This is a genomic window from Nocardia sp. 348MFTsu5.1, assembly GCF_000383535.1.
Classification (GTDB): Bacteria; Actinomycetota; Actinomycetes; order Mycobacteriales; family Mycobacteriaceae; genus Williamsia; species Williamsia faeni.
In genome coordinates, this window is record NZ_KB911524.1 from 35,400 (window position 1) to 61,757 (window position 26,358).

At 64.7% G+C, this 26,358-nt stretch carries 29 protein-coding genes; 11 read left to right on the forward strand and 18 right to left on the reverse strand.

The features are described 5' to 3' along the window. Positions 1–117 precede the first annotated feature (117 nt). From H290_RS0123515 to H290_RS0123525, 3 genes are all read right to left on the reverse strand, one after another. Positions 118–972, reverse strand: a complete 855-nt coding sequence (locus H290_RS0123515) for a TIGR02569 family protein (RefSeq protein ID WP_028463607.1) — start codon at positions 970–972, stop codon at positions 118–120. Between the two features lie 97 nt (positions 973–1,069). Continuing rightward, on the reverse strand, positions 1,070–2,245 hold the full coding sequence (gene moeZ, locus H290_RS0123520) for an adenylyltransferase/sulfurtransferase MoeZ (RefSeq protein ID WP_020109301.1): 1,176 nt from the start codon (positions 2,243–2,245) through the stop codon (positions 1,070–1,072). Positions 2,246–2,360: 115 nt separating this feature from the next. Next, positions 2,361–3,578 (reverse strand): DUF3152 domain-containing protein, encoded by a 1,218-nt coding sequence (locus H290_RS0123525; protein WP_020109302.1) that lies wholly within the window; start codon positions 3,576–3,578, stop codon positions 2,361–2,363. A gap of 81 nt (positions 3,579–3,659) precedes the next feature. Between H290_RS0123525 and H290_RS0123530 the strand changes: the two genes are divergently transcribed. Beyond that, positions 3,660–4,340, forward strand: a complete 681-nt coding sequence (locus H290_RS0123530; protein ID WP_020109303.1) for a TetR/AcrR family transcriptional regulator — start codon at positions 3,660–3,662, stop codon at positions 4,338–4,340. A gap of 5 nt (positions 4,341–4,345) precedes the next feature. Here H290_RS0123530 and H290_RS0123535 read toward each other — a convergent pair whose 3' ends face one another. Next, positions 4,346–4,579, reverse strand: a complete 234-nt coding sequence (locus H290_RS0123535) for a DUF3107 domain-containing protein (RefSeq protein WP_028463609.1) — start codon at positions 4,577–4,579, stop codon at positions 4,346–4,348. Positions 4,580–4,681: 102 nt separating this feature from the next. Further along, the gene (locus H290_RS0123540) at positions 4,682–5,377 is read right to left on the reverse strand and encodes a ferritin-like fold-containing protein (RefSeq protein ID WP_036520067.1); all 696 of its coding nucleotides are present in this window, start codon (positions 5,375–5,377) and stop codon (positions 4,682–4,684) included. A gap of 225 nt (positions 5,378–5,602) precedes the next feature. On the opposite strand from H290_RS0123540, the gene H290_RS0123545 reads away from it, so the two are divergent. Both H290_RS0123545 and H290_RS0123550 read left to right on the forward strand, forming a co-directional pair. Further along, positions 5,603–7,327 (forward strand): DEAD/DEAH box helicase, encoded by a 1,725-nt coding sequence (locus H290_RS0123545; protein ID WP_020109306.1) that lies wholly within the window; start codon positions 5,603–5,605, stop codon positions 7,325–7,327. Positions 7,328–7,333: 6 nt separating this feature from the next. After that, entirely contained in the window at positions 7,334–8,560 is a 1,227-nt protein-coding gene (locus H290_RS0123550) for a PQQ-binding-like beta-propeller repeat protein (protein ID WP_020109307.1), read from the forward strand. Between the two features lie 31 nt (positions 8,561–8,591). Here H290_RS0123550 and H290_RS0123555 read toward each other — a convergent pair whose 3' ends face one another. Beyond that, positions 8,592–9,383: a ParA family protein gene (locus tag H290_RS0123555; protein ID WP_020109308.1), complete on the reverse strand. Its 792-nt coding sequence runs from the start codon at positions 9,381–9,383 to the stop codon at positions 8,592–8,594. Positions 9,384–9,462: 79 nt separating this feature from the next. Between H290_RS0123555 and H290_RS29570 the strand changes: the two genes are divergently transcribed. Further along, a complete protein-coding gene (locus H290_RS29570) occupies positions 9,463–10,125 on the forward strand; it encodes an acid phosphatase (RefSeq protein WP_051122189.1) in 663 nt (220 codons plus the stop codon). A 34-nt stretch (positions 10,126–10,159) separates the two neighbouring features. On the opposite strand, the gene H290_RS0123565 is transcribed toward H290_RS29570, so the two are convergent. Next, positions 10,160–10,639 carry a hypothetical protein gene (locus H290_RS0123565; protein WP_020109310.1) on the reverse strand — a complete coding sequence of 160 codons (480 nt, stop codon included), beginning with the start codon at positions 10,637–10,639 and terminating at the stop codon, positions 10,160–10,162. Between the two features lie 117 nt (positions 10,640–10,756). On the opposite strand from H290_RS0123565, the gene H290_RS0123570 reads away from it, so the two are divergent. After that, positions 10,757–11,758, forward strand: coding sequence for a diacylglycerol kinase family protein (locus H290_RS0123570; protein WP_020109311.1), 1,002 nt, complete (start codon positions 10,757–10,759; stop codon positions 11,756–11,758). Between the two features lie 270 nt (positions 11,759–12,028). Beyond that, a complete protein-coding gene (locus H290_RS30935) occupies positions 12,029–12,283 on the forward strand; it encodes a WhiB family transcriptional regulator (RefSeq protein ID WP_020109312.1) in 255 nt (84 codons plus the stop codon). 123 nt (positions 12,284–12,406) lie between these two features. Here H290_RS30935 and H290_RS0123575 read toward each other — a convergent pair whose 3' ends face one another. Continuing rightward, a complete protein-coding gene (locus tag H290_RS0123575; RefSeq protein WP_020109313.1) occupies positions 12,407–13,915 on the reverse strand; it encodes a sensor histidine kinase in 1,509 nt (502 codons plus the stop codon). 37 nt (positions 13,916–13,952) lie between these two features. Then, a complete protein-coding gene (locus tag H290_RS0123580; protein ID WP_028463612.1) occupies positions 13,953–14,171 on the reverse strand; it encodes a biotin/lipoyl-binding carrier protein in 219 nt (72 codons plus the stop codon). 121 nt (positions 14,172–14,292) lie between these two features. Between H290_RS0123580 and H290_RS32100 the strand changes: the two genes are divergently transcribed. After that, positions 14,293–14,367 carry a 50S ribosomal protein bL37 gene (locus H290_RS32100; protein WP_369758845.1) on the forward strand — a complete coding sequence of 25 codons (75 nt, stop codon included), beginning with the start codon at positions 14,293–14,295 and terminating at the stop codon, positions 14,365–14,367. 51 nt (positions 14,368–14,418) lie between these two features. On the opposite strand, the gene rsrA is transcribed toward H290_RS32100, so the two are convergent. Together rsrA and H290_RS0123590 are read right to left on the reverse strand one after the other, a co-directional pair. After that, positions 14,419–14,730, reverse strand: a complete 312-nt coding sequence (gene rsrA / locus H290_RS0123585; protein ID WP_020109315.1) for a mycothiol system anti-sigma-R factor — start codon at positions 14,728–14,730, stop codon at positions 14,419–14,421. Beyond that, on the reverse strand, positions 14,727–15,461 hold the full coding sequence (locus H290_RS0123590; protein ID WP_020109316.1) for a sigma-70 family RNA polymerase sigma factor: 735 nt from the start codon (positions 15,459–15,461) through the stop codon (positions 14,727–14,729). Before H290_RS0123590 ends, rsrA begins: the two co-directional genes overlap by 4 nt. A gap of 145 nt (positions 15,462–15,606) precedes the next feature. Here H290_RS0123590 and H290_RS0123595 point away from each other — a divergent pair, with 145 nt between their 5' ends. Next, positions 15,607–16,089 carry an aminoacyl-tRNA deacylase gene (locus H290_RS0123595; RefSeq protein WP_028463613.1) on the forward strand — a complete coding sequence of 161 codons (483 nt, stop codon included), beginning with the start codon at positions 15,607–15,609 and terminating at the stop codon, positions 16,087–16,089. 12 nt (positions 16,090–16,101) lie between these two features. Here H290_RS0123595 and H290_RS0123600 read toward each other — a convergent pair whose 3' ends face one another. Beyond that, positions 16,102–16,509 (reverse strand): helix-turn-helix domain-containing protein, encoded by a 408-nt coding sequence (locus H290_RS0123600; protein WP_020109318.1) that lies wholly within the window; start codon positions 16,507–16,509, stop codon positions 16,102–16,104. 114 nt (positions 16,510–16,623) lie between these two features. On the opposite strand from H290_RS0123600, the gene H290_RS0123605 reads away from it, so the two are divergent. Beyond that, entirely contained in the window at positions 16,624–17,526 is a 903-nt protein-coding gene (locus H290_RS0123605; RefSeq protein ID WP_020109319.1) for an NADP-dependent oxidoreductase, read from the forward strand. Between the two features lie 22 nt (positions 17,527–17,548). Here the strand turns inward: H290_RS0123605 and H290_RS0123610 are convergent, their stop codons facing one another. The 4 genes from H290_RS0123610 to H290_RS0123625 all read right to left on the reverse strand — a co-directional run bounded on the left by H290_RS0123610 (position 17,549) and on the right by H290_RS0123625 (position 20,870). Continuing rightward, positions 17,549–18,874 (reverse strand): diacylglycerol kinase family protein, encoded by a 1,326-nt coding sequence (locus H290_RS0123610; protein ID WP_020109320.1) that lies wholly within the window; start codon positions 18,872–18,874, stop codon positions 17,549–17,551. Positions 18,875–18,884: 10 nt separating this feature from the next. Then, on the reverse strand, positions 18,885–19,280 hold the full coding sequence (locus H290_RS0123615) for a DUF5313 family protein (RefSeq protein ID WP_020109321.1): 396 nt from the start codon (positions 19,278–19,280) through the stop codon (positions 18,885–18,887). Next, positions 19,277–20,017: an SOS response-associated peptidase gene (locus tag H290_RS0123620; RefSeq protein ID WP_020109322.1), complete on the reverse strand. Its 741-nt coding sequence runs from the start codon at positions 20,015–20,017 to the stop codon at positions 19,277–19,279. Before H290_RS0123620 ends, H290_RS0123615 begins: the two co-directional genes overlap by 4 nt. A gap of 103 nt (positions 20,018–20,120) precedes the next feature. Continuing rightward, on the reverse strand, positions 20,121–20,870 hold the full coding sequence (locus H290_RS0123625) for a hypothetical protein (protein WP_020109323.1): 750 nt from the start codon (positions 20,868–20,870) through the stop codon (positions 20,121–20,123). 134 nt (positions 20,871–21,004) lie between these two features. On the opposite strand from H290_RS0123625, the gene aroA reads away from it, so the two are divergent. After that, positions 21,005–22,267, forward strand: a complete 1,263-nt coding sequence (gene aroA / locus H290_RS0123630) for a 3-phosphoshikimate 1-carboxyvinyltransferase (protein ID WP_020109324.1) — start codon at positions 21,005–21,007, stop codon at positions 22,265–22,267. Further along, the gene (rsgA, locus tag H290_RS0123635; protein ID WP_028463615.1) at positions 22,264–23,256 is read left to right on the forward strand and encodes a ribosome small subunit-dependent GTPase A; all 993 of its coding nucleotides are present in this window, start codon (positions 22,264–22,266) and stop codon (positions 23,254–23,256) included. Before aroA ends, rsgA begins: the two co-directional genes overlap by 4 nt. Positions 23,257–23,351: 95 nt before the next feature. Here the strand turns inward: rsgA and H290_RS0123640 are convergent, their stop codons facing one another. Continuing rightward, positions 23,352–24,605: an acyl-CoA desaturase gene (locus H290_RS0123640; RefSeq protein WP_020109326.1), complete on the reverse strand. Its 1,254-nt coding sequence runs from the start codon at positions 24,603–24,605 to the stop codon at positions 23,352–23,354. A 124-nt stretch (positions 24,606–24,729) separates the two neighbouring features. Continuing rightward, complete coding sequence (locus tag H290_RS0123645; protein ID WP_020109327.1) at positions 24,730–26,031, reverse strand: fatty acid desaturase; 1,302 nt, start codon at positions 26,029–26,031, stop codon at positions 24,730–24,732. Positions 26,032–26,358: the final 327 nt, after the last annotated feature.

Genomic DNA, 26,358 nt, shown 5'->3' on the forward strand with positions numbered 1-26,358 from the left:
CATGCAGTGACCGAACAATCACAGTGTTCTCACTCCTCACCCGAAAAGGGTGTGAGAAGTGGGATCAACGATGGCCGCTACATGGCGAAATCGGCGGGAAACAGCAGGTCAGGAGTGCTATACGAGGAATCTGACCATATCGGCGACCCGTTTGAGCCCCGGGAGTGCACCGGACGTCGACCGGGGATGTAACGCGTGAACGGCCAACCTGAACATGACGGCACGCAACATCATCTGCGGCCATTCCGGCAGATCTTCCCAGCGATCGACGAGTCCGTCGTCGGCCCCACCCCAGGCCAGGGCGTCCACCACGACGACCGCGGACGCCCAGGCAGCGGGTCTCCAATACGGGGTGATGTCGGTGATTCCGGGCGCGGCAGTACCGGCGAACAAGACTGTGCCGAACAGGTCACCGTGGACGAGCTGCGACGGCGACTCCACTTTCTTGCGAAGGGTGGCCAGCGTGTGCAGCATCTCGAGGCTGGTGACACCGTCCGGTGAGGTCGGGTCACCCATCCCGGCAGACCGGGCCGCGCGCATCGGGACGTCATCCCAGGCGGCCCGATCAGAAGCGGTGAACACGTCGACGTCGCTGAACGGCGGCGCCGGCGGTTGCGTCAAAAAGCGCGGACGCTCCAGTTCTGCGGTGGCCTCATGGAGTCGATCGGCCAGCGAGACGACCTCGTCGAAGCGGGGTTCAGGTGTTCCGGCGATATAGGTGTCGGCCCGCCAGCCCGAGACCACATAGCGTCCGTCAGAGGCCCGGACCGGACGTGCAACCCGGACACCATCGACGTACAGCGTCTCCCGGACCTTCGCCGACCAGGCCGCGCGCGCGTGGTCGGGTACGAGCGAGAGGACCGTCTCGCCGATCCGCCATCCACCTTCCCAGCCGTCACCTAATGCCTCCACGGGATGTCCGGTCAACCCGAAGGTCTTCAGGACATGCTCGGGCGGCTCGACGGAGGTCAAGTCAGAGGTCACGGCGCCAACGTTACCGGCGTGTTCGAGAGAATCACCGCAGGCTCGAAGGGTGTCGCCGCACGCGTCCGCGAGCGATGTGCAGGGATCAGTAGACGGGCAGTGCGGTGTCCACCTGCTTGGCCCAGGCGGTGATTCCACCCTGCAGATGGGTGGCGTCCGCGAAGCCGGCCTTCTTGACCGCCGCAAGCGCCTCGGCCGACCGGATACCGGTCTTGCAGTACAGGACCGCGGGCCGATCCTGTGGCAGCTTGGACAGCCCCTCGCCCGACTCGATGTCGCCCTTCGGGATCAGGGTGGCACCTTCGATCTTGACGATCTCCCACTCCACGGGCTCCCGGACATCGATCAGGGCGAGCTTCTCCCCGGAGTCCAGACGCTGCTTGAGTTCGACCGCGGTCACGGTCGAGCCGGTGGCCGCCGACACACCCGCGTCCGAGACCACCCCGCAGAACGCGTCATAGTCGATCAGTTCGGTGATCTTCGGCGCCTGCGGGTCCTTGCGCAGATTGATGGTCCGATAGCGCATGTCGAGGGCGTCGTACACCATCAACCGGCCGAGCAGCGTCTCGCCGATACCGGTGATCAGCTTGATCGCCTCGGTACCCATGATCGATCCGATCGAGGCGCACAGGATGCCCAGCACACCACCCTCGGCGCACGACGGCACCATGCCCGGCGGCGGCGCCTCGGGGTACAGGTCGCGGTAATTCAGGCCGAGTCCGTTCGGCGCGTCCTCCCAGAACACCGAGGCCTGGCCCTCGAAGCGATAGATCGATCCCCACACGTACGGCTTACCCGCGAGCACGGCGGCGTCGTTGACCAGGTAGCGGGTGGCGAAGTTGTCGGTGCCGTCGACGATCAGGTCGTACTGCCCGAACAGCTCGACGGCGTTGCTGTTGTCGAGGCGGAACTTGTGGGTGTGCACCTCGACGAAGGGGTTGATCTCGAGGATCGAATCCTTTGCGGAATCGGCCTTGGGCCGGCCCACGTCGGACTGCCCGTGAATGACCTGCCGTTGCAGGTTGGACTCGTCGACCTCGTCGAACTCGACGATTCCTATGGTGCCGACCCCGGCGGCCGCCAGATACAGCAGTGCCGGAGACCCCAGCCCACCGGCACCGATGACCAGCACCTTGGCGTTCTTGAGACGTTTCTGTCCGTCGACTCCGATGTCGGGGATGATCAGGTGCCGGCTGTAGCGGGCGACCTCTTCGCGGGTGAGCTCTCCTGTGGGCTCAACCAGCGGCGGCAACTGTGACACAAGCACTCCTCACGCGATTCCCACCTGCACCGGGGCCTCACGGACACCGGCTCCATGTTCAACGAATGTCCCACACAGATGATTCCACCAGCGCAGAATCATCAGCCGGCCCGGATCAGCGCCCCGGGAACGGCCAGGGATTGGGATTGCAGACATAGTTGTGATCGGCCTTCATGTCCGGATCCAGAGCCATGATCTGGCTGTTGGCCGTACCGAATGTCTGCTGCATCATCACCGGCGCCAGTGCCCCGTTGACCTTGCACGGCTCATGGTTGACGAAACCGATCGCGTGGCCGATCTCGTGGTTGATCAGATACTGCCGATAGCCCAGGTCGTCGCCCTGGTAGGAGAGCGCACCGCGCACCCAGCGGGCCTCGTTGAGTGTCACCCGGCCCTCGGGCGGGTAGTAGCAGCTCGATTCGAGCTGGATCTCATAGCCACACAGCTCCCGCGTGGTCTCCGGAGAAGTCAGGGTGACCCGGAAGTCGGGGGTACCGCTGTCGATCCGGCGGAAGCTGAACTGCCCGTCGCCGATCCAGCTCTTCGGATTCGCGAGAGTGGTGTCGACCAGCTTGGCGTACGTGGGGTCGCCGCCGTAGTCACCGGAGTTGAGTCCGTTCTCCACCTCGACGGTGTACGTGAACTCTTGGCCACCGGATCCGATGCGCGGCGTCGTACCGGGGACGATGCGGTAGGTACTGTCACCGCTCTGGGTGAACGGGCCACCGTCGGGCAGAGTGCCGGCCGGCAGTTGTTCGGCCTGGACCTCGGCCGGTGGCGCACCGATCGCGGTGGTCACGTTGTTCACGTCGGTGCTGCGGACCGAATCCGGATCGGAATCGGCAGCGGCCACCGACGGCGAGCTCTCCTGCTCCGACCTCACGGTGAGCACGATCATCACGATGGTGAGCACCACCAGGACCGGAATCGCGTAGGCGCGCCAGCCGTAGGTTGCGACGAACCGCCCCAGCGCACTCTGTTTTTTGCGATCCGTGTCGCGTTCCGCGCGTTGCCGCCCGGGATCATCCGTCGGGTCCCACCGGGCCCGCAGCGGCTGATCCGGAGCGGGACGTCCCGACGACACCGGAGGATGGATATCTGTGCGCTGATTGGCGAGCCGCGCATCCGCCTCGGCCTCGGCCCGGGCTAGTCGGCTCGCCCGATCGGCGGCACGTCGTGCCTGGTCAGAGTGTTCGTTCCCGTCGACGACTGCTGTCCGGCGACCGGAGGAGCGACGCCCTGAACTCTCGTCACCGCGACCCGATTCAGCCCGGGTGCCGCGGGGTGAACGTCGTGTTCCCCTGCTCCCCGAGCCTCCCGCATCAGTCACCATTCAACCTTCTCACAGGCATCGTCAATTCACCTGTAAGCCACCACCGGTGGCGGCCCGGGAAGACAGATATACCCTCGATCCATGGACGAGACGGCAGCAGCAGGCACCGGGGTGAAGGCGAACTCCGCCAATGCTGGACGCCGGAGCGTTCGGATGCCACGGAGCGCACGCCGACTGCAGTTGATGGATGCCGCCAGTGAGATCTTCGTCGAACGCGGTTACCACTCGGCGGGCATGGACGAGATCGCAGTCCACGCGGGTGTCAGCAAACCCGTTCTCTACCAACACTTCCCGAGCAAACTCGACCTCTATCTCGCGGTCCTCGACCTGCACGCAGAATCGATGGTCAACCGGGTCACCGGAGCACTGCTGACGTCCACCGACAACCGGCACCGCGTCCGCTCCGCAGTGGAGGCGTTCTTTGATTTCATCGATGAGGACAATCAGGGATATCGGCTGATCTTCCAGTCGGATGCACTCGATCCGGCGGCGATCCGCCGTGTCGAAGGCGCGACCGAGGCCTGCGTTGACGCCGTGTACGGCCTGGTGATGCACGATTCCGGCCTCGACCAGAACCGGTCCCGCATGCTTGCCGCCGGTCTCGTCGGCCTCAGTCAGGTCAACGCCCGCCACTGGCTCGACGCCAAGCGGCCCATGACCAAAGAAGAAGCCATCGACATCACCGTCACGATGCTCTGGGGCGGACTCGCCCGCGTGCCGATGCAGCACGCGAGCGACTCCGAACTCGGCCCCGAGGTCTGAGCGAGCTAGATTGCGCCGAACCCGACCTTGCGGGATTCGGAGGTGCCGACCTCGACATAGGCGATCTTGGTTACCGGAATCAGGTACCGCGCACCTTTGTCGTCCTGCAGACGCAGGAGCTGATCGCTACCCGACAGTGCGGCCTCGACCGCGGCGTGGGCTTCGTCGCTGTCCTGGTCGATGTGCACAACCAGCTCGCGCGCGCTGTCGGTGATCCCGATCTTCACATCAACGGCCACAGATATCCTCCATAGATCTCAGGCGTACTTCCTACGGTTGTGAATCTATCCCCAGCCGCGGCCGGACCGGCAGTCAGGCCGACCAGCGCCGAAGAGGATTTTTCAGGTCAGGCCCATGTCCGCCATGCGGCGGGCGTGACGCTCCTGGATCGAATCGAAGAATCCGGCGATCCCGTTGAGGTCGGTCTCGACGGAGAAGAGCAGCTCGGTCAGATCCTCCTGACCCGCCAGAACGTACTGGGTCTGGGTGATCGCCTCGCCGAGCAGACGCCGTCCCCACAACGTCAGCGGCGATTTCAGATTCGGGTTGGCGGCCACGGCGTCGCGAATCGCCTGCACAGCGAACTCCGAATGACCGGTCTCGGCCATCACCGCACGGACCACGGCCTCGGCCTCGGGAGGCAGCGTGCCCGCGATCTCGAGGTAGAAATCAGCGGCCAATCCGTCGCCGACATACACCTTGACCAGCGATTCCTCCCAGGTACTGGGCACGGTCGAGGCATGGTAGCGATCGAGCACGGCCTCGTACGCGGCGATCAACCCGTAGACGTCGACACCTCGTCGCTGCAGCTCGTCCTGGAGGGTCTCGAAATGCGCCATCTCGGCCGCGGCCATGCTCGCCATGGCCACCCGGCCCCGGATACCCGGCGCCATCAGCGCCTCGGAGGTGAGTCGGTAGAACGCCGCCAGTTCGCCGCACGCGAGCACCCCGAAGAGTTCGGTGATTCCGCGATGATCGGGCGAAACCGAGGTCGGGACCGCAGCCACCGGCGGTTCGGTTTGTGAGCCAGAAGACATGGGTTCGAGTGTAGTGCTCACGTGCTCCGGGGACTCGCCGGACCGCTGCGCGAAGAACACCGATTCTTCGAGACCGTCTAAATACCCGTACACTGCCAGGGGTGAGTCATGCTCGACGCGGACTCGCACCGAATTTGTGCGCGCACCAACGGTCGCCTGATATCGATCAGGCCCGATTCAGCCAGATACCGGTTGCCAGGATCCTCGGGTTGTTTCGAGGCCGCAATGCTGACCTGTTTGGTTGAACCTTTGCAGTGCGCGCGGGAGCACATTGCGAAAGGCAATCAACTGAACATCGAAAGCAAAACCCAAGAGTCTGTCATCGACGTGGTCGAAGAAGTCATCGTCGCGGAAGATCACGTCTCCCCCACGTTCGCCGAACTCGGCGTCCGTAAGGAAATCGTCGACGCCCTCGCCGCCGACGGAAAAACCAACACCTTCGCGATCCAGGAACTGACCCTGCCGCTGGCGATGGCCGGCGACGATCTGATCGGCCAGGCCCGAACCGGCATGGGCAAGACCCTCGGCTTCGGCGTCCCGCTGCTGCAGCGCGTCTCCCAGGCGGTCGCCAATGTCGGCGAACCCGGCATCTGGAAGCTCGACGGCACGCCACGCGCGCTGATCATCGTCCCGACCCGTGAGTTGTGCATCCAGGTCACCGATGACCTCGAGATCGCGGCGAAGGGCCTGCACGTCGACACCGCCGACGGCCAGAACCGGCCGCTGCGGCTGCTCTCGATCTTCGGCGGACGCCCGTTCGAACACCAGATCAGCGAGCTCAAGATCGGCATCGACGTGGTGGTCGGCACCCCCGGCCGCCTGCTCGACCTCGCCCGCCAGGGTTATCTGATCCTGGGCAAGGTGCAGGTGCTGGTCCTCGACGAGGCCGACGAGATGCTCGACCTCGGATTCCTCCCCGATATCGAGCGCTTGATGAGCTCGCTGCCCGACGCCCGCCAGACGATGCTGTTCTCGGCAACCATGCCCGGACCGATCGTCACCCTGGCCCGCACGTTCCTCACGAAGCCGACCCACATCCGGGCCGAGCACGCGAACGACTCCGCCGTGCACGATCGCACCACCCAGCACGTCTACCGCGCGCATGCCATGGACAAGTCCGAACTCGTCGCACGCATCCTGCAGGCCGAAGGACGCGGCGCCACAATGATTTTCACGCGGACCAAGCGGACCGCACAAAAGGTCGCCGACGACCTCGCCGAGCGCGGATTCGCCGTCGGCGCCGTCCACGGTGACCTCGGCCAGATCGCCCGCGAGAAGGCACTGACCGCTTTCCGCGAGCATCGGATCAACGTGCTGGTCGCGACCGATGTCGCCGCCCGCGGTATCGACATCGACGACGTCACCCACGTCATCAACTACCAGTGCCCCGATGACGAGAAGACCTACGTGCACCGGATCGGACGTACCGGCCGCGCCGGACGCACCGGTATCGCGATCACACTGGTCGACTGGGACGAGCTGCACCGCTGGGAGATGATCAGCAAAGCACTCGACCTGAAGATGGACGATCCGGCCGAAACCTATTCCAGCTCACCGCATCTGCGCGAAGAACTGAACATTCCCGAGTCGGCGACCGGACGTGTCGGAACCGTCAAGCCCGCCCGCGAAGAGCGCGAGCCGCGTTCGGGTGGACGCTCGTCCGACGACGAGAAGCGCGTTGTCGCCGGACGCGGCCGCGATTCCGCCAAGCGCCCGTCCCGCCAGCGTCGGCGCACCCGCGCCGGCGGCCAGGACGACAACGGAGCAGTCACCGGTGACGCGACGGTGACCACCACCGAGGCGACCACCAAGACCACATCCGAGACCCCGGCAGCCGCGCCTGCCGATGGTGCCGAGAGCAGTGACCGGCCCCGCCGTCGACGTCGCCGCCGGACGGGTGCCGGCAGCGGCACCGATACCGGCGACGCCGTGGGTACCGCTTCGGAGTAGCTGACGGTGCTCAGGCCGGAGCGGCGGACGCCGCTCGACATCGTGATCGTTGTTGTCCTGATTGTGATCGTCGCGGCGTCTGCCGTGGCGATCTGGGCAACCAGCTCGGCACAGAACACCGAGTCGGATCCGGCCGCCCTGGCCGCGGCCGAACCCGCGGAAGCGACCTCGGTTCCGCTCGCGTTCACCGAGGCCTGGCGGGCCAGCAGCTCGGCCACTGCGACACCTGTCGCGATCGGTGGCGTAGTGGTGACCGGCGACGGCGGAGCCGTGGTCGGACACGACCCGGCCACCGGCGCCGCACTGTGGTCTTATACCCGCGATATCCCCCTGTGTACCGTCACCGGATGGTCGGCCGGGGGCCGCGATTACGCCATCGCGATCTACCGCAACGCCCGCGGGTGCAGCGAGGTGACTGCACTCGACGCCGCGACCGGGAAACGCGCATCGTCTCGCAGCAGCGATGCCGACAATTCCCTCGACATCAGTTTCGATCGTGATTATGTTGTGGCACAAGGTGATACGCGCCTGGAAGCGTGGCGCACCGACCTGGTCCGCACCATCGAATACGGCCGCGTCGACGCACCGGTGAACCCCGGGACACAACCCCGCTCGGGTTGCGAGTTCGTCTCCAGCGGGGTCGGTTCATCACGCATCGCGGTCATCGAGCGCTGCGGTATCGAGCCCGGCTATCGCCTGACCATTCTCGGTGCGACCCTCGACAACGATGAAAAGCTCCAGGAGTTCGCGTCGACGATCATCACGGGCGAACTGGGCGTTCCACCGCGCATCGTTGCCGTCAACCAAACGGGTGTGACCATGTATGTGTCGTCACCGAGCCCGATGCTCGAGACCTACGGCGCCGACGGCACCATCAAGAACCGCACCACCGTCCTCGGCGACCCGATCGGCATCGAAAGCAAACCCATCACCAGCGGCGACGTCATCACATTCTGGACCGGCAAGGCCACCGTCGTGATCGATCCCGCCACCCTCGAGGCCCGATTCCAGGTACCGGAGACCCTCGGCCCCGGCGTTGTCATGGCCGGTTCCCTACTGCTGCCGAGCGCCACGGGCATCAGCGAACACAACCTGACCAACGGACAGCCGATTGGCTCGATTCCGGTCGAGCGGGCCGGCTACAACGGCGGCATCATCACCCTCGCCGACATCGGCAATCAGCTCGTGCAGCAATGGGACTCCACCGTCTCCGTGCTCGCACCGGCGCAGTGATCCCGGACAACCTTCCGCGCGGTGGCCCCGCTCAGACCGCGTCGATGGTCTGAAGTTCGACGTCGTCCTTCCAGTGATCCCAGAGATTGTCCGCGAGATCTCGATATGCCTGCGCGCCCTTGCTCTTTCGACCGGCGAGCACACTCGCACCCGAGGCCGACGCCTCGGCGAAACGGACGGTGCGCGGGATCGGCGGCGCCAGAACCGGCAGGTCGTAGCGGTCTGCGACATCGGCGAGGACGTCGCGGCTGTGAGTGGTGCGGGCGTCGTAGAGGGTGGGCAGCGCACCGAGAAGTTTCAGATCGGGATTGGTGATCTGCTGCACCTCGGTGACCGTGCGGAGTAACTGCCCCACGCCCCGATGGGCGAGGGTCTCGCATTGCAACGGCACAATCACCTCATCGGCTGCGGTCAGCCCGTTGAGCGTGAGAACCCCGAGCGAGGGCGGACAGTCGATGATGATGACGTCGTAATCCTCCTCGACGGTCTTGAGTGCCCGCTTGAGCGCGTACTCGCGTCCCGGGCGCATCAGCAGCAACGCCTCGGCACCCGCGAGGTCGATCGTGGCCGGGAGCAGGGTGACCTTGTCGTCGGTGTCGAGCAGGGCCTCTGCCAGAGTCCCCTCCCCCAGGAGCACGTCGTGGATCGAAATCGTCAGCTTGTCCGGGTCATGACCCAATGAAAAGGTAAGGCACCCTTGCGGATCCAGGTCGACAACCAGGACCGACAAACCCTTGTCGGCCAACGCGGCGCCCAGCGAGACCACCGTGGTGGTCTTCGCGACGCCCCCCTTTTGATTCGCCACTGCAAGTACCTTGACCATTGCTGACTCCCTCCAAGCCGAGCACTCCGAACGCGCTGCCGCAGTTTGTTTCCTTGACCCTATGCGCAGGCAGTGCAGAATGTCTGGGGTGAGCACCCCGAGTTCTGCCATTCATCGACTGATTCTCATCCGGCACGGAGAAACCGAGTGGTCGAAGGCGGGCAAACACACCGGGACGAGCGATATCCCGCTCACCCCGCTCGGCGAGGAACAAGCGGCCGGCCTGCGCCGACCGCTCGACGAATTGCTCCTGACCGATCCGCTGGTGCTTTCTTCACCGAGAATTCGCGCCACCCACACCGCGGCATTGGCCGGCTTGACGATTTCCCGCACCGACGAATTGTTCACCGAATGGAATTACGGCAGCTACGAGGGAATCACCACCCCGCAGATCCGCGAGACCGATCCGGGCTGGACGGTGTGGTCCCGTGGCGGACCCGGCGGTGAATCACCTCAACAGATGAGCGACCGGATGGATGCCGTCATCAGCGGCCTGCTGGACGATCTGACCACCAGATCCGTGATCCTCATCGGACACGGCCACCTGTCGAGGTCGCTCCTGGCCCGCTGGATCGGCGCACCCATACATTTCGGTGCGCATTTCGCGATGCTCCCGGCGTCGCTCTCGGTCCTCGGATTCGACGGCGAGACCCGTCAGATCCAGTCCCTGGGCATCACCGGATACCGCAGCGCCGACTACGTCGACGCCGGACGTCCGGCCCACGTGCGCACCGGCGCCTGACGCGGCGGGTACCCGCCGACAACGAACCGGAGCGTCAGTGACGCTTCTTCTTGCGTCGCTCGATGGTCTTCGCGACGGGCTTGGGTTCGATCGCGACCTCGTCGTCCTCACCCGGTTTGATCGCGTAGGCGAGTGCAAACCACTTCATCGACGACGGGCTGAACAGGAAGTACAACGCGATCGCGAGCACCACGAGCACGGGTGTACCGATGAGCGGCAGGTCGCTGTCGGTCATCAGGGCAATCGCCACCGGGACCAGCAGCACCTGCGTCATCACCGCGATGGCCCGGCCCCAGCGACGTCCGGTGAGCAGCGCGATGCCGGCGGCCAGGACACCACCGCCGAGGATCACAAACCAGGCCGCGGTTCCATAACCGCTGATGAAGTCACCGTCGTCATGACCCAGCAACTCCCGGATCACCATGTAGATCGCGGCCGCGACGGCGAGGGCGCCTTCGAGTGCAACTATTGCGCCGGCCCGGCGAACATTGATCGGTGGAGTGGATTCAGACACCTGACCACACTAATGGTCGCGCCCGCCGAGCCTCTCCCAGGTCCTTCGCGGCCCCGGTGAACAGCGCAAAGGGCGGATTCGCCCCTTCTGGCGCTAGGCTCGGTTCTCGTGCGCGCGATGCTGATCGTCAATCCCTTTGCCACCTCGACCACCGAGGCCGGCCGCGACGCGCTGCTCCATACCCTCTCCGCGTCGCTGCGCCGCCCGGAAGATGGGGCCGGCGAGATGGCGGAGACGAAGCGCAGCGGAGCTCGACCACAGTATGTCGATGTCAGGGTCGAACACACGACTCACCGCGGTCATGCCGGCGAGCTCGCCGCACTGGCCCGCGCGGAGCGTTATGACGTTGTCGTGGTCCATGGCGGCGATGGCAGTGTCAACGAGGTGGTCAACGGTCTGCTCGATCCTCCGTCCGTGCCCGAGAGCGGCATGCCATCCCCGGCACTCGCGGTCGTACCCGGCGGCAGCGCCAACGTATTTGCACGGGCATTGGGCATCGATCCGGATCCACTGAAGGCGACCGGGCAGCTCGTCGACCTGCTCGCGACCGGGCAGCGACGACGAGTCAGCTTGGGGCACACCAACAATCGGTGGTTCTTGTTCAACGCCGGAGTCGGTGTCGACGCGCAGGTGGTGAAGTCCATCGACGAACAGCGCACCGCGGGGCATCGCGCGACCGCCACCCGCTATCTGTGGACCGCGGTACGGACGTTCATGGGCGCTGCCCGCAGCAAGCCCACGCTGACCGTCACCATCCCGGGTCGCGAACCGCTCGGGGGCGCACATTTCGCGTTCGTCTCGAATGCCAGCCCGTGGACTTATCTGGGCACACGGCCGATCGAAACCAATCCGGATACGAGTTTTGACAGTCGACTCGGCGTTTTTGCATCAACGTCGATGGCCCCGATCCGCAATTTGCCACTGGCCCGGCAATTGTTGTCTTCGAAAGCCAAGCCGCACGCCAAACACCTTTTGCGCGCAGATGATGTCGCATCTGTCGAGATTCGTAGTTCCGAACCCATCGACATGCAGATGGATGGCGAATACCTTGGTACCCGGACGGTGCTCGAGTTCGGCTGCCGTCCCGCCGTACTAGAGGTTATTTCTCCCAAATCGTGAAGCAGCGGTCTGCGACCTGGGAGAGATCCCGGTCACAAGTGCTTTTATATGTGATTCGCAAGACAAGTTCGCCCGCACAGTAGTACAACGGGGTAGGGACCTTCGGAGGTACCCCCTGCACAGTGATGTTGCCCACGTGTTATGGGAACACCATTGACATCATCTGGATTCGTGAAAGTATTCACAAAGCAACAGTGCGGAAACAAAACCTACGCACACATGAACAGACGGTTACGAGTGGCGCAGAGAAGCGCCTGAAGGAGCAGTGGGATGGACTGGCGTCACAACGCAATTTGTCGCGACGAGGATCCGGAGCTGTTTTTCCCGGTGGGAAACAGTGGCCCGGCCATCGCGCAGATTGCTGATGCGAAGCTCGTCTGCAACCGCTGCCCGGTTACAGCTGATTGCCTTACGTGGGCACTGGAGTCGGGCCAGGATGCAGGCGTGTGGGGCGCGATGAGCGAAGACGAGCGGCGCGCACTGAAGCGGCGCAACGCTCGCAGCCGCACTCGCAGCTCGGTGTAGACACAGCAAGAAATGCGAGGCGGTCGCAGCAAGGCGACCACCTCGACGGCAACCAACCCGGTGGCACAGGCCACCGGGTTTTTGTTGTTCAAGGACACCAAAAATGCTGCGGCACAAGCCCGTTCAGCGCAGCGGGACGGTCAGGACCGCATCGGTGCCACCGGTCGCACCGGGGCGCAGTTCGAGTTCGCCCGACAGCTCGATCTGCACCAGCGTGTGGACGATCTGCAGACCCAACCGATCCGACTGACGCGGATCGAAGTCGGGGTCGATGCCAACGCCGTTGTCCTGCACCGTGATCACGAGTTCCCGGGTGCTCCTCGAGGTGTCGATCAGCACCCGGCCGGACTCCTCGGGCGCAAAGCCGTGTTCGACGGCGTTCTGGATCAATTCGGTGAGGACCATCACCACCGGCATCGCCAGGTCTGACTTGAGCACACCGATCTTGCCCACCCGACGAACCGTGACCGCGGTACCGCCCGACGCCACGTCGGCCATGACGGGCACCAGCTGATCGATGACCACGTCGAGATCGACTTCCTCATCCACACTGCCCGAAAGCAATTCGTGCACAAGGGCGATCGCCGCAACCCGGCGGACCGCTTCTCCCAGGGCCTGGCGGGCTTCGTCATTGGTGGTGCGCCGCGCCTGCAATCGCAGCAGGGCCGACACACTCTGCAAATTGTTCTTGACGCGGTGATGGATCTCGCGGATCGTCGCGTCCTTGCTGATCAGCGCGAGGTCCCGACGTTTCACCTCGGTGACGTCACGCACCAGGATCACGGCGCCGACCAGCTCACCGCGAGGCCGCAGGGGCACCGCACGGATCAGAACGGTCGCGCGGCGGGCGTCGGCCTCGATCCGCATCCCCGCCTTGCCCTCGACCGCCGCCCGCAGCATCGCGGCCGCTTCTTCGGATTCGAAGGGATCGCTGAGCAGGCTGACCGTCACCTCGGCGAGGTCGTTGCCGCTGAGCTCGGAGGTCCAGCCCATGCGGTGGTAGGCAGACAACGCGTTGGGGCTGGCATATTGCACCACCCCGCGCTCGTCGACCCGGATGAAGCCATCGCCGGCACGGGGTGTCGACAGTCCACGAGGGTTCCCCTCGTTCTGCGGGAACGTCCCCTCTGCCACCATCTGGCACAGGTCGTACGCGCAGTCCTGGTACGACAACTCGAGCGGTGACGGCATCCGCGGCTGGGTGAGATTGATCGCGCGGGCAAGAACCGCGACCACCGCGCCCTCGAATCGGACCGGGACCGCTTCGCGCCTGATCGCCGTCGATCCGATCCACGTCGGATCCTCCTCGCGGAGGATGCGGCCATGCGACAGGGCACCGAAGACCTGCGGGTTGTCGGCCTCTGAGATCGACGTACCGACCCCATCGGTGGGGAAGACAGTCGGTGCGGTGTTCGGCCGGCATTGGGCCACACAGACCATCTGGGGCCCGGCAGTGCCCGACTCCGGACGACCGGAGTCGCCGGCTGCGTTTTGCGACTGCACCCACATCTGGAAGTCGGCAAACGACAGATCAGCCAGCAATTGCCATTCGGCCACCACCCGTTGCAGGTGTCCGCCGGCCGCGCCGGACAGTTCGGTGTGTTCCGCGAGCAACTCCGAAAGAGTCGACATCAGCCGGAGCCCGCCCGTGCGTCAGTGGTCGCGGACGTCAGTTGTCGATGACCGCGATGAGGTCACCGGCCTGGATCACATCCCCGACGTTGACCTTGACCTCTGTGATCGTGCCTGCTTCTTCGGCCAGAACCGGGATCTCCATCTTCATCGATTCCAGCAACACGAGCGTGTCACCGACCTCGACCGTCTGACCGGCACTGACAACCACCTCGAGAACGCTTGCAACGATTTCCGCTACGACTTCTTCTGCCATCGCCATCCTCCAGGTGTTCGGGTTACGCCGGTATAAACCTAGCGCAGCACCCTGGGCCCGGGCGATTCTCGGCAATCGTGCACTTCGTGTCACAATGGAGCGCTGTCGAAAGGAGACTGCCATGGGAAAGCGTGGACGCAAGAAGCGGGCTCGCAAGAAGAATGCGGCCAACCACGGCAAGCGCCCCAACGCCTGAGCGTTGAGGCCCTTACCGGGTTTGGATCCCTGGCGGATTCGGAGTTGAGGACTATCCCCGCGTTTCGCGGATGATGACTGTCTTCCGGATCTCCAGGGTCAACCGTTCCCGCAGTCCCTTGGGCGCCTGTTCTCCACCGCACTTGCGGTTCACCAGGCTCTTCAATTGCTGTTCGATGCCGTAGTGCTCGAGGCACGGCGTGCACCCATCGAGATGCGACTTCAGACGTGCGCGAGCATGCGGATCGCACTCGTTGTCCAGCAGCAGCCACACGTCGGCGATCACTGCGGAACAGTCGAGTTGCTGCGTCTCGTCGAAATCCTCGTCGGCGTTCGAGCCGCCGGCTACGTTTCCGGTACTCATCCGGCAACCTCCTGTTTGTGGCCGGACTGGCCTGCGGCCGAGTGGCCGGAAGTTCCTCTGTTGAATCCACGCTCGCGAGCGACATCGGCGAGCAGTTCCCGCAGCTGTTTGCGGCCGCGGTGCAGTCGTGACATGACGGTCCCGATCGGGGTGTCCATGATCTCGGCGATTTCCTTGTACGGCAAACCCTCGACGTCGGCGTAGTAGACCGCCATCCGGAAGTCCTCCGGGAGCGCCTGCAGGGCTGCCTTGATCTCGTCGTCGGGCAACGCGTCGAGCGCCTCGATCTCGGCGGACCTCAGACCCTGCGACGTGTGCTCGGCCGTGGCGGCCAGCTGCCAGTCGGTGATCTCATCAGTCGGATACTGGGCCGGCTGACGCTGCTTTTTCCGGTATCCGTTGATGTAGGTGTTGGTCAGGATCCGATAGAGCCAGGCTTTGAGGTTGGTCCCCGCCTTGAACGAGTGGAACGCCGAGAAGGCCTTCACATACGTTTCCTGGACCAGATCCTCGGCGTCGGCGGGGTTCCGGGTCATCCGCAGTGCGCCGCCGTACAACTGGTCGAGCAACGGCAGTGCATCACGTTCGAACCGCGCAAAACGCTCTTCCGACGTCTCTGGGCTCACTTCGGGTGTTTCGGCTTCGGTCACGACATTCCCTTCGAGACCTGCGGGAAAATCAGGTCTGTCGAGCAAGCCTACCGACCCGCGCTCTTGCGAGTTGCTGTACACACCACACCTCCTTCAGGTGGAGTCAACAACGGCTTGTCACGACTTGTTCCGGGCGTGTCACTTTTGCCCATGCTGCGCCGATGCTTGCCACCTCATGTACCTGGTGAATATCGTGCGGCCGACCGACCTGCGAGAATCGACAGCCATGGCAGCGACCGCGGCGATCAGCGTTCTCGAAAATGCCGGGGTACGGCATCAGGTACACAAGTACGACACCCGCTCCGATGGTGACTGGGGGCCGGAAGCTGTTGAGCACCTGCGCACCTCGATCGGAGCCGAACCCGAACAGATCTTCAAGACCCTGGTGATCGACGTCGGCGGCACCCTGGCGGTGGCGGTCATCCCGGTTCCCGAACGTCTGTCCCCCAAAGCCGCAGCCGGCGCTCTGGGGTTGAGCGGAAAGGCCACCATGGCCGATCCGGTGGCGGTGGTGCGCGTCACCGGTTATGTCCTCGGCGGGGTTTCACCGGTCGGTCAGAAGAAGCCACTGCCGACGGTGATCGACGAGACGGTCGAACTCTGGGATTCGGTGTTCTGCAGCGCCGGCAAACGCGGACTGGAGATCGAACTCGCCCCGGCGGACCTGATCTCGGTCACCGGCGCGGTCGTCGCAGACATCCTCTCGTGACCAAGAGCGGCACTACCGCTCGTCGTCCCGGTGGTCGTAGCGTTCGCGGGCCTCGAAGACCTCGTCCATGTGAACCTCGGCCCAGTCCTTCACTCCGCGCATCAGCTGCCTCAGCGACAGACCCAGAGGTGTGAGCGAATAGTCAACGCGCACCGGAACACTCACGGTGACCTCGCGCGTCACCAGACCATCGCGTTCCAGCGTGCGCAATGTCTGGGTCAACATCTTCTGACTGACCCCGGCCACGGCCCGGGACAGCTCCGAGTAGCGCATGGTGCGGTCTCCGAGGGCCACCAGGATCAGCGCCACCCACTTGTCACTCATCCGGTCGAGCAACATCCGGCTCGGACAGCTCGCGACGTACGCGTCGTATTCCCGTTTCGCCTCTCCGCGGCGATCGGCGGCGGTCATGGTCGGCATCGGGACTCACCTTCCGGAAGGTTACGCACTTTTAGGTGCCTACTTACCAATAGAGAGTGCCACCGGCATCGTGGAGAAGGCAAGGGGCGTACGACACGAGAAAGGACTCCGCTCATGCGAACAATCCTCACCACCGGTACAGACGACTTCACGATCATCGACCGGGAGGCACCCGAACCCCGGGCCGGAGAGGTCCGGATCCGGGTGGCTGCCGCCTCGGTCAATCCGGTCGATGTCGGCGCCGCGCACGGCGTCTTCCACCGAATGGGTGTCATACCCGCCGGCGCAGCCGTGGGCCTGGGCTGGGACGTCTCCGGCGTCGTCGACGCAGTGGGCCCCGACGTCGCCGGGCTGACCACCGGGACTGCGGTCGCCGGTCTACGCCACGGAATCGGACCGGACATCGGCACGTACGGCGAGGCCGTCGTCCTGCCCGCGAACGCGGTTGCACGACTGCCCAGGGGCCTCGATCCGGCCGACGCCGCCGCGGTGCCGCTCATCGCGCTGACGGCATCCCAGGCGATCGACCTGCTGAATCCCGGCGGCAGGCGGCTCCTGATCGTCGGGGCGTCAGGTGGGGTCGGCGGATACGCCGTCCCGCTCGCTGCCCAGCGCGGTGCCACGGTCACCGCCGTCGGCAAGCGTGGCGATGTCGAGAACCTGATTCACCACGGCGCCGACACGGTTGTCACGGACGTCGCCGAACTGACCGACAGGCGTTTCGACGCCGTCTTCGATCCGGCCGGAGCCGGCGCCGGGCTACTCGACCTGCTCGTCGATGGCGGGCATTACCTGGGAACCGCACCCCGAAACGCGCCCGCGCCGGTCCGTGGCATCACCAGCGGCTGGATCGAGGTGCGCGCCGACGGCGCCGAACTCGCGGGACTGCTGACCGAGGTGGCAGCGGGCAGACTGCCCCTGCGGATCGCCGGGGACTTCGCACTCGACGAGGCGGCCAAGGCGCACCAGGCATTCGAGGACAAATCCATCCCCGGCCGGTGGCTGTTGCGGATCTGAACACCCGCCGACGAAGCAGAGGTCAGCGCCAGGCCAGCTGCCGCAGCCGCACCCAGTCCACCGGACGCTTGGGCGGCCGGACGCCGGGGCGATGTCGCGGTACCCGCACGCGCAACGCCTGCGGGGTGATCGTGCACCGCACCGGGGTCGCGAGCATGAGCGCCTCGCCGTCGACGCCGACCGCGATCTCGGGCTGATCGGCTTCGATGATCGCTTCGAGGCCGGAGTACTGCGTCAGACCGTGTTGGCGTGTCCGGCGGAGCAGCCCGACTGCCTGCAGGGTGCTGCTCACCGACACCGCCACGACTCCGAGTGCACCCGTGTCGATGCGGGGCCGCCGGCCGAGTCCGGCCAGGTCGCTCATCTCGTAGGCGCCGTTGCTCACCAAGACGGCCTGCGGCTGATTGATGGTCACCTCGCCGGCACGGGCGAGCAATCGCGGACCGCGGGTGCCGGAGATCAGATCAGGGAGCATTGCCAGCATCGTGCCGGTCTTGTCGTCGCGATAGGCCGGGCTCTGCACCACCTCGGCGTACGCACCGAACGATGCGTTGTTGACAAACGTGCGGCCGTTGACGGAGCCGAGGTCGACCCTGATCTCCACCCCGTCGGTCAACGCGTCGAGGCAGGTCGACGGATCGTCGCGGTCCAGACCCAGGTCGAGCGCGAAGTGGTTGCGCGTTCCGGCGCTGATCACCAGGAACGGCAGATCGTGTTCGGCTGCGATGCCGGCCACGAGCGCCTGCGTGCCGTCGCCGCCGGCGACCCCGAGCAGGTCGGCGCCGCGCTCGACCGCAGCCCGGGTCAGTGCCGCGACATCAACCGGTCCGGGCCCGTCGAGCAGGGCAACTTCGACGCCCAACGCCTCAGCGCGACTCTGCAATTGGAACTTCTCGACCTTCCCGCCACCCGAACGCGGATTCATCACCACAAACGGGCGCTTCGGCGGCGGGACCTCATGCTCGGGCATCGTCCAGTCGGCGCGATCACGACCCAGCGCTGCGCGGGCGAAGACACCGGCCAGCACCAGGAGTGCGATCACGGCCAGTACCACCCACAGCAGGTGCTCGGCGATGAGGAAGACGAGCAGCGCGATCGGGATCACCACCGAGAAGGCCAACGCGACCCACCGGAAGAACCCACGAACGGTGAGGAACCAGTAGATCGCCGCGACGCCGATGACCAGAGCACCCACCGTGGCGATCAACACGATGAAGGTCTTCAGACCGGCGAACACCACCAGGACGAGCACCGCGGCGAATACCGCGGCGAAACCGGCGCGCGCCAGCCATCGTCGGCGAACGTCGGTGTCGCCCATCGGTTCCGGCTTCGCGTGTTCGTGTGGCATCGGGCCCCGTTCAGTTCGGTTTTTTTGGGTATTTCGCTTCGTATTCGTTCTTGGTGATTTCTTGCTTGGCACGACGTTTGACCCCGATCAGGGCACCGTCGATACCGTTGGTGGTCAGCAGATGCCGACGATAGATGCTCATCAGCGCGATCTCGAAGTACACCAACGGGATGAGCAGCAGCGCAATCATTCCGAGGCGATAGATCACCGGTCCGGGCACAAAAGAGAAGGCGATGAAGATCGGCAGGAACGGCAGGACCCCGCGAATGATGTAGCGGCGGATGCAACCCGGACCGGTCACGTCCCGGATCACCCAGTCCCGCATCGATGCCGGCAACGGTCGGCCGAGGAGGTATTTGACCAGCTGCAGAAAGTTCGGTCGGGTCTTGCCCGAATCACCGGTCACAGCGGCTCGATCAGGTCGGAGCGGTTGTTGCGCACGCTGTTGACGTCCGTCGACACGCGATACGGCACCAGGTGCGGCTCGGGCAGGGCCTCGAGCAGATCCCGCGCCACCGAGGCCTTTCCGCTGGTGCAATCGAGCCAGTCGTCGCGCAGGTCCGGAGTGACGATGACCGGTGTGCGGTCGTGGATGTGGCCCAGCGCGTCGGTGGCCGGACGGGTGATCACCGTGGTGGTCCACAACCAGCGATCGGGATCGTCCTTCGACTTGCCCGGATCGGGCCACAGTTCGTAGAGGCCGGCGAAACCGAGTATCGGCGCGTCCGGGTCGTGCATGAAGTACGGCAGCTTCTTGCCTTCCTGATCTTTCGTCCATTCGAAGAAACCGGCCGCAGGAAGTATGCACCGGCGCCGGGCGGCGGCGGCCTTGAACGAGGGTTTCTCGGTGAGCGTCTCCGACCGGGCATTGATCATCCGGCTGCCGATGCCCGGGTCTTTGGCCCAGCTCGGGACCAGACCCCACCGGAGCGCCCGTAGCTGCCGGACCACCTCGGGCTCCGCGTCCTCTTGGGTGTCGGGGTCGGCGCGAGATACGCGTTCCAGGATCACCGGCACCGTGGTGGTTGGCGCAACGTTGTAGGACGGATTGGCGAGCTTGCTCGCATCATCTTCCGCGAGCGCCGCGTCAAAAGCCGCAACCAGATCAGAGGTACTCGCCGTCGTGGCGTATCGACCACACATTGTGGTCATTATCCACCCCAGCTGTCAGTCCCCTACAACCGACAGGCCCCGTGGAACGTGTCCACGGGGCCTGGTCGGAGTTCGACTTGGGTGCCGGGTCGCCCTACGCGGCCGCGGCGTCCTGCACGATGGCGATCTGCTTGTTGAGCAGTTCGACCAGCGTCGCTTCGTCCGAGGCGCTCCAGTTGCCGGCGTTCTCCCCTACGAGCGTGATCTGAACACTCACGGTGGTGCCCTCGACGAAAGCACCGGTGGAACGGATCGTGAGCGGGGTGACCTGGTCGCCCGATGTCATCGTGCCCGTACTGGTGATGGTCTTGGCCGGAACGGTCGAACCGTCCACATCCTCGATCGAGTTCTCCATCTCGGCGACGAGCTCCGTCCCGTCTCCGGACGGAATCCGCATGGTCATCGCCGGGCAGTCCTCGACCTGGCTCACGATGGTGTCGAAGTCATCGGCCTGCCCGAGGACCACCTCGGTCTCGATGGACGTGCCGTCGTCCATGTCGTACTCGACCTGAGCACGGTCGAACGCGTCGGTTTCGTCCTCGTCATTGGCGATCGCCGCACAATTGGCCGGGGTGACGTCCGGGTCGGCCGACTTGTCGGCGTCGATGGCGGCCTTGTCCTTCACGACATACGTTCCGGTGCCCGGAAAATCCGACTCCGGCAGCATCAGATCCTCGACGCGTACGTCGAGCTCCACCGCAGACGCTTCCGCAGAGGTCGAATCCGCCGCACTCGGGGTCGAGTCGGCGCTGTCGTTCGAGTCATCCGAACAGGCGGACAATGTCAAAAGTGCTGCCGCGCAGAGTACAACCGCTGCTCCGCTGCGAGAAAGTCTCAGGTTCATGGATCGAACATAGCGGCCGAATCGGTCGCTCACACCCGATGTCCGCCAATTGACCGACCGGTTTCTCCGGCCCAGCTTTGCGCCGTCTCAACAGGGAAAACCAGGTGTCCCGGGCAGCATGAAAGACTGTCTGGGTGACTGCATGGAACGCACCGTTCGCACCGGACCCGTTGCACGCGACGGTGACGCTGCCCGGGAGCAAGTCGATCACCAACCGTGCCCTGGTCCTCGCGGCCCAGGCCGACGGACGCTCGACCGTGTCCGGAACTCTCCGTAGTCGCGACACCGACCTCATGCTCGACGCGCTCGCCGCCCTCGGAACCTCGATCGAAACCGATCCGGCGGATCCCACCGCGGTGACCATCACCCCGGCGCCACTGCATGGCGCCACCATCGACTGCGGTCTGGCCGGAACAGTCATGCGCTTTGTGCCGGCGATTGCCGCATCGGCCCGCGGCCCAGTGCATTTCGACGGTGACGAGCAGGCCCGGTCGCGACCGCTGCACACCATTCTCGACGCACTGCGCGACCTCGGTGTGAAGATCGACGGCAATGCTCTGCCGTTCACCGTCGAAGGCACCGGATCGGTCCGCGGCGGCGCCGTCACCATCGATGCGTCGGCGTCATCACAATTCGTCTCCGGGCTGCTCCTGGCCGGCGCCCGATTCACCGAGGGCGTCACCATCACCCATTCGGGCACACCTGTTCCGTCGATGCCACACATCGAGATGACCATCGACATGCTCGCCGCCGCCGGCGTCGCCGTGGACACCTCCATCCCCGACCGCTGGCACATCGCCCCCGGACCGATCCGCGCGGTGGACTGGCAGATCGAACCAGATCTTTCGAACGCGGCGGCTTTCCTGGCCGCCGCTGCGGTGACCGGCGGCAGCATCAGCGTGCCACGGTGGCCGGCCACCACCACTCAGCCAGGAGCCGTCATCGTCGACATCCTCGAGGCGATGGGTTGCCGCACCGAGCTGACGGACGGACTACTGACTGTCACCGGACCCGAAGTGCTGCAAGGCATCACGTGGGACATGAGCGCGGTCGGAGAATTGACACCGACCGTGGCCGCGATGTGTGCCCTCGCGCAGGGATCCTCGACGCTGTCGGGTGTTGCCCATCTGCGCGGCCACGAGACCGACCGACTCCATGCACTGCGCACCGAGATCAACCGCCTCGGCGGCGCCTGCCGCGAAACCGATGACGGATTGATCATCGAACCGTCACCGCTGCACGGGGGCGTCTGGCAGTCGTACGCGGATCACCGGATGGCAACCGCGGGAGCGCTGATCGGACTGGTCACCGAAGGGGTCGGGGTCGACGATGTCGAGACCACCGCCAAAACTCTGCCAGACTTTCCGGGTATGTGGGCGAGGATGATCAGCGCTTGAGTAAGCGGCAGTACGACGAAACCGATGTCCGGGTACGCCCGGGCCGGGGAAGTCGGCCACGCACCAAGACCCGGCCCACCCATGACGATGCGGCCACCGCCATGGTGGTCTCCGTCGACCGGGGCCGGTGGGGATGTGTGCTGGAAGACGACCAGGACGTCCGGGTCGTCTGCATGCGGGCCCGCGAACTCGGCCGCACCCCGATCGTGGTCGGCGACGACGTGTCGGTGGTCGGCGACCTCTCCGGCAAGCCCGATACCCTGGCCCGGATCGTGCGTGTTGCGCCCCGGCGAACCGTGTTGCGCCGCACTGCAGATGACACCGATCCGTATGAACGGATCGTGGTGGCCAACGCCGATCAACTGCTGATCGTCACAGCCCTGGCCGATCCGCCACCGCGGACCGGATTCGTCGAACGGGCTCTGGCCGCAGCCTACGTGGGAGGACTGCAACCGGTCCTGTGTCTGACGAAGAGCGATCTGGCCGACCCGGAGTCATTCCGCTCCTCGTTTGCCGACCTGGATCTGCCGGTACTCCTCGCCGGCCGCGACGACCCCCTCGAGCCGGCGCAGAAACTCCTCACGGGCAAGGTCACCGCGCTCATCGGCCACAGCGGCGTCGGTAAGTCGACCCTGGTGAATCGGCTTGTGCCCGATGCCTATCGCGCCACGGCGGTGGTATCCGGCGTCGGCAAGGGACGGCACACGTCCACGCAGTCGGTGGTCCTGCCACTCCCCGGCGGCGGGTGGGTGGTGGACACCCCGGGCATCAGGTCGTTCGGCCTGGCGCACATCGGACCCGAAGACGTGATCAAGGCGTTCGACGATCTCAGTGAGACCATCAACGACTGTCCACGCGGCTGCACACACCTCGGACCGCCTGCCGATCCCGAGTGCGCCCTCGACGCACTGACCGGCCAACACCATCGACGGGCCATGGCCGTGCGCGAACTCATCGCCGCGCTCAGCGTCGCCAACCATTGGGACTGAACCCCGGGGGTCCCCGCTCGACAAAACCACATGGTGCAGTCACAACCACACGTTGCAACAGGTGATTGTGACTGCAACGTGTGGAGATACCGAAATCAGCGGGCGCGCAATGCCTTTCGGCGCAACTTGAGCTCGGCTATCGCGGTCTTCAAGCCGTCACGCTTGCCTTCTCCGGCCGCCACGATCCGCTTACCCCGTTCGGTGGCAGCGGCCCGCAGCTCGGCGAACTTCTTCTCCGACGCGGTTTCCGGGGCATCGTCTGAGCTGGCGATCAGCATGCTGTTCGGCAGCGTCAACTTGTTGATCGTCCGGAAGGTCTGCCAATACTGACGGCCCAGCGAACCCGTGGTGTAGGGCAAGTCGTACTTTTCGCAGAGCTGCCGAACCCGTACCGCGATCTCGGCATACCGGTTCGAGGGCAGATCGGGGAACAGGTGGTGCTCGATCTGGTAACAGAGGTTGCCGCTCATGAACGCCATCGCCGGACCGGCATCGAAGTTCGCCGTACCCAGCATCTGACGCAGGTACCACTGACCGGGCGTCTCGTCGACGAGCGATTCCTCGGTGAACTTCTCAGCACCGTCCGGGAAATGTCCACAGAAGATGACGAGATATGCCCAGATGTTGCGGACGAAGTTGGCGGTCAGGTTGGCGGTCAGAGTGCTGCGCGCCGACCCGACGGACAACAGCGGGAAGATCACGTAGTCCTTGGCCAGCTGACGGACGACCTTCTTGGCGAAGTCCTTGATCTGCGGAACCGCGACCTCCTTGGGCTTGATGCCCTGGAAGTATTCCTTCAGTTCGAGATCGTGCAGCCCGATCCCCCATTCGAAGGTCGCGGCAAGGAACAGGTTCGCCAATGGCTGCGCGGCATGCTTCTTCTGCCACGGCTCGTCGCGGGTGACCCGCAGGAGGCCGTAGCCGACATCGTGATCCATGTTGAGGACGTTGGTGTACTTGTGATGGATGTAGTTGTGGGAGTGCTTCCAGTGTGCCGAATAGCAGACCATGTCCCACTCCCACGATGTGGAGTGGATCTCGGGATCGTTCATCCAATCCCATTGGCCGTGCATGACGTTGTGGCCGAGTTCCATGTTCTCGATGATCTTCGCCGCCGAGAGCAATGATGTGCCGGACAGCCAGAGGAGTCGATTCCGGCTGCCCAACAACACAATCCGGCCACCGACCTCGAGGATCCGCTGAGCCAGGATGGCACGACGCAAGTACCTTGCGTCACGCACACCACGATCTGATTCGATCTCACGCCGCAGGGCGTCGAGTTCGGCACCGAGCGCCTCGACATCGGACTCGGTCAGATGTGTGTATTCGTTGATGTCAGTGATTGCCATGCGCCTGTGCAGCTCCCTTGCTGGCGTTTCGCCGGGCCGAGGGGGCCTGTGCCCACGACCAACCGCCATCGTTCAACGTCGACGTCCAGCGTACGGCGTTCGGCGCCGGGGCGCCTGTCTCTGGTCAGGCAGCTCGCACGTCCTTGGCCTGCCGTTGACCGGCGATCGCCGGTACCGGTGAGCGCCGACGACGAAGTTTGCCGATCGCGGTCCGCAGACCGGTGCGACGTCCGGTGGCCGGATCGACTGTCGCAGTGAGACGTTGGTCGGGATCGGTCTTGAAACGCAGTTCCGATGCCGTCTCGGGTGCGTCGTCTACGGTGCCCTTCAGGTACTTGTTCGGCAACGACAACTTCGCAATCGTCCGCCACGCCTTCGCGTACTGCAGCAGGAACGGTCCGGTGGTGTACGGCAGGTCGTACTTGTCGCACAGTGCGCGGACGCGGACGGCGATCTCCGCGTACCGGTTGGACGGCAGATCAGGGAACAAGTGGTGCTCGATCTGGTAGCTCAGGTTGCCGCTCATGAACGCGAGGGTCTTACCCGAGTCGAAGTTGGCGCTCCCCAGCATCTGACGCAGGTACCAGTGGGCCTGCGATTCATCTTCGAGGTCCTGCCTGGTGAACTTCTCGGCCCCGTCGGGGAAGTGTCCGCAGAAGATGACCGCGTTGGTCCAGATGTTGCGAATCGTGTTGGCGGCCAAGGTCGCAGTGATCGCCCGCAGCCAGGTCTTGCGTGACCGGGTGACGGCACCGACCAGAGCCGGGTACACCACGTAATCTTTGCCGACCTGTCGGCCGATCTTCATGCCGACGTCACGCAGATCTTGCTTGAAGGCGTCCGGATTCGGATGCCGGCCTGCGGCCACCCGCCCGAGCTCCAGATGCTGCACCGCGACGCCGTACTGGAAGAACAGCATCAGCAAGGTGTTGTACGCGATGTTGCCGAGGTAGAAGGGCTTCCACCGCTGATCGCGGGTGACCCGGATCAGGCCGTAGCCCACATCGTCGTCCATGCCGAGCACGTTTGTGTACTTGTGGTGGATGTAGTTGTGGGTGTGCTTCCAGTGTGCGGACGGGCCGGTGTTGTCCCATTCCCATCCGGTGGAGTGCACCTCGGGATCGTTCATCCAATCCCATTGGCCGTGCATGATGTTGTGACCCAGCTCCATGTTCTCCACGATCTTGGAGACACCGAGCACACCCGCGCCCAGGGCCCAGATCTTGCGGTTACCGGAGCCGAACAACAGCGCCCGTCCCGAAAGCTCCAGTCCACGCTGGAAGCGGATGGAGTTGCGAATGTATGTGGCGTCGCGTTCACCGCGATCGTTCTCGACGTCGCGACGGATCGCGTCGAGTTCCTGACCCAGCGCCTCGATATCGGCGTCGGTCAGGTGTGCGTACTCAGGAATGTCGGTAATTGCCACCGCTTCGAACCTCTCGTAGTGGGGACCGAACCGAGGTCGGTGCAGTCGTTGCAACAAACCTACGGATACGTAACTTACGCAATCGTAGGTTACGTCTCGGGAGGTGTCCAGAGGAGGGTGAGACTGATCTCACCTGCCTCACGATGGGAGGAAACCGCTCCCGCCGGGCTATGGTTGTCGAGTACTTCGCGCAAGATGCGCGGAACCGTCGTGGAACTGCTTCCTCGCGACGTGGTCCCCAGGGAAACCCGGGCCACCTGTTGCGAGTCGATCAACCCCACTGAGCTATTCACACGGCGATCGTTACTGCCCACCATCTGCGGTGGT

Coding starts and splice junctions, on each gene's coding strand:
- H290_RS0123525 (WP_020109302.1), bottom strand. CDS start 3,578: ATGGTGACTGATGCGGGAGGCTCGGGGAGCAGGGGAACACGACGTTCA.
- H290_RS0123530 (WP_020109303.1), top strand. CDS start 3,660: ATGGACGAGACGGCAGCAGCAGGCACCGGGGTGAAGGCGAACTCCGCC.
- H290_RS0123540 (WP_036520067.1), bottom strand. CDS start 5,377: ATGTCTTCTGGCTCACAAACCGAACCGCCGGTGGCTGCGGTCCCGACC.
- H290_RS0123545 (WP_020109306.1), top strand. CDS start 5,603: ATGCTGACCTGTTTGGTTGAACCTTTGCAGTGCGCGCGGGAGCACATT.
- H290_RS0123555 (WP_020109308.1), bottom strand. CDS start 9,383: ATGGTCAAGGTACTTGCAGTGGCGAATCAAAAGGGGGGCGTCGCGAAG.
- H290_RS29570 (WP_051122189.1), top strand. CDS start 9,463: ATGTCTGGGGTGAGCACCCCGAGTTCTGCCATTCATCGACTGATTCTC.
- H290_RS0123570 (WP_020109311.1), top strand. CDS start 10,757: ATGCTGATCGTCAATCCCTTTGCCACCTCGACCACCGAGGCCGGCCGC.
- H290_RS30935 (WP_020109312.1), top strand. CDS start 12,029: ATGGACTGGCGTCACAACGCAATTTGTCGCGACGAGGATCCGGAGCTG.
- H290_RS0123575 (WP_020109313.1), bottom strand. CDS start 13,915: ATGTCGACTCTTTCGGAGTTGCTCGCGGAACACACCGAACTGTCCGGC.
- H290_RS0123580 (WP_028463612.1), bottom strand. CDS start 14,171: ATGGCAGAAGAAGTCGTAGCGGAAATCGTTGCAAGCGTTCTCGAGGTG.
- rsrA (WP_020109315.1), bottom strand. CDS start 14,730: ATGAGTACCGGAAACGTAGCCGGCGGCTCGAACGCCGACGAGGATTTC.
- H290_RS0123595 (WP_028463613.1), top strand. CDS start 15,607: ATGGCAGCGACCGCGGCGATCAGCGTTCTCGAAAATGCCGGGGTACGG.
- H290_RS0123600 (WP_020109318.1), bottom strand. CDS start 16,509: ATGCCGACCATGACCGCCGCCGATCGCCGCGGAGAGGCGAAACGGGAA.
- H290_RS0123605 (WP_020109319.1), top strand. CDS start 16,624: ATGCGAACAATCCTCACCACCGGTACAGACGACTTCACGATCATCGAC.
- H290_RS0123610 (WP_020109320.1), bottom strand. CDS start 18,874: ATGCCACACGAACACGCGAAGCCGGAACCGATGGGCGACACCGACGTT.
- H290_RS0123620 (WP_020109322.1), bottom strand. CDS start 20,017: ATGTGTGGTCGATACGCCACGACGGCGAGTACCTCTGATCTGGTTGCG.
- H290_RS0123625 (WP_020109323.1), bottom strand. CDS start 20,870: ATGAACCTGAGACTTTCTCGCAGCGGAGCAGCGGTTGTACTCTGCGCG.
- H290_RS0123640 (WP_020109326.1), bottom strand. CDS start 24,605: ATGGCAATCACTGACATCAACGAATACACACATCTGACCGAGTCCGAT.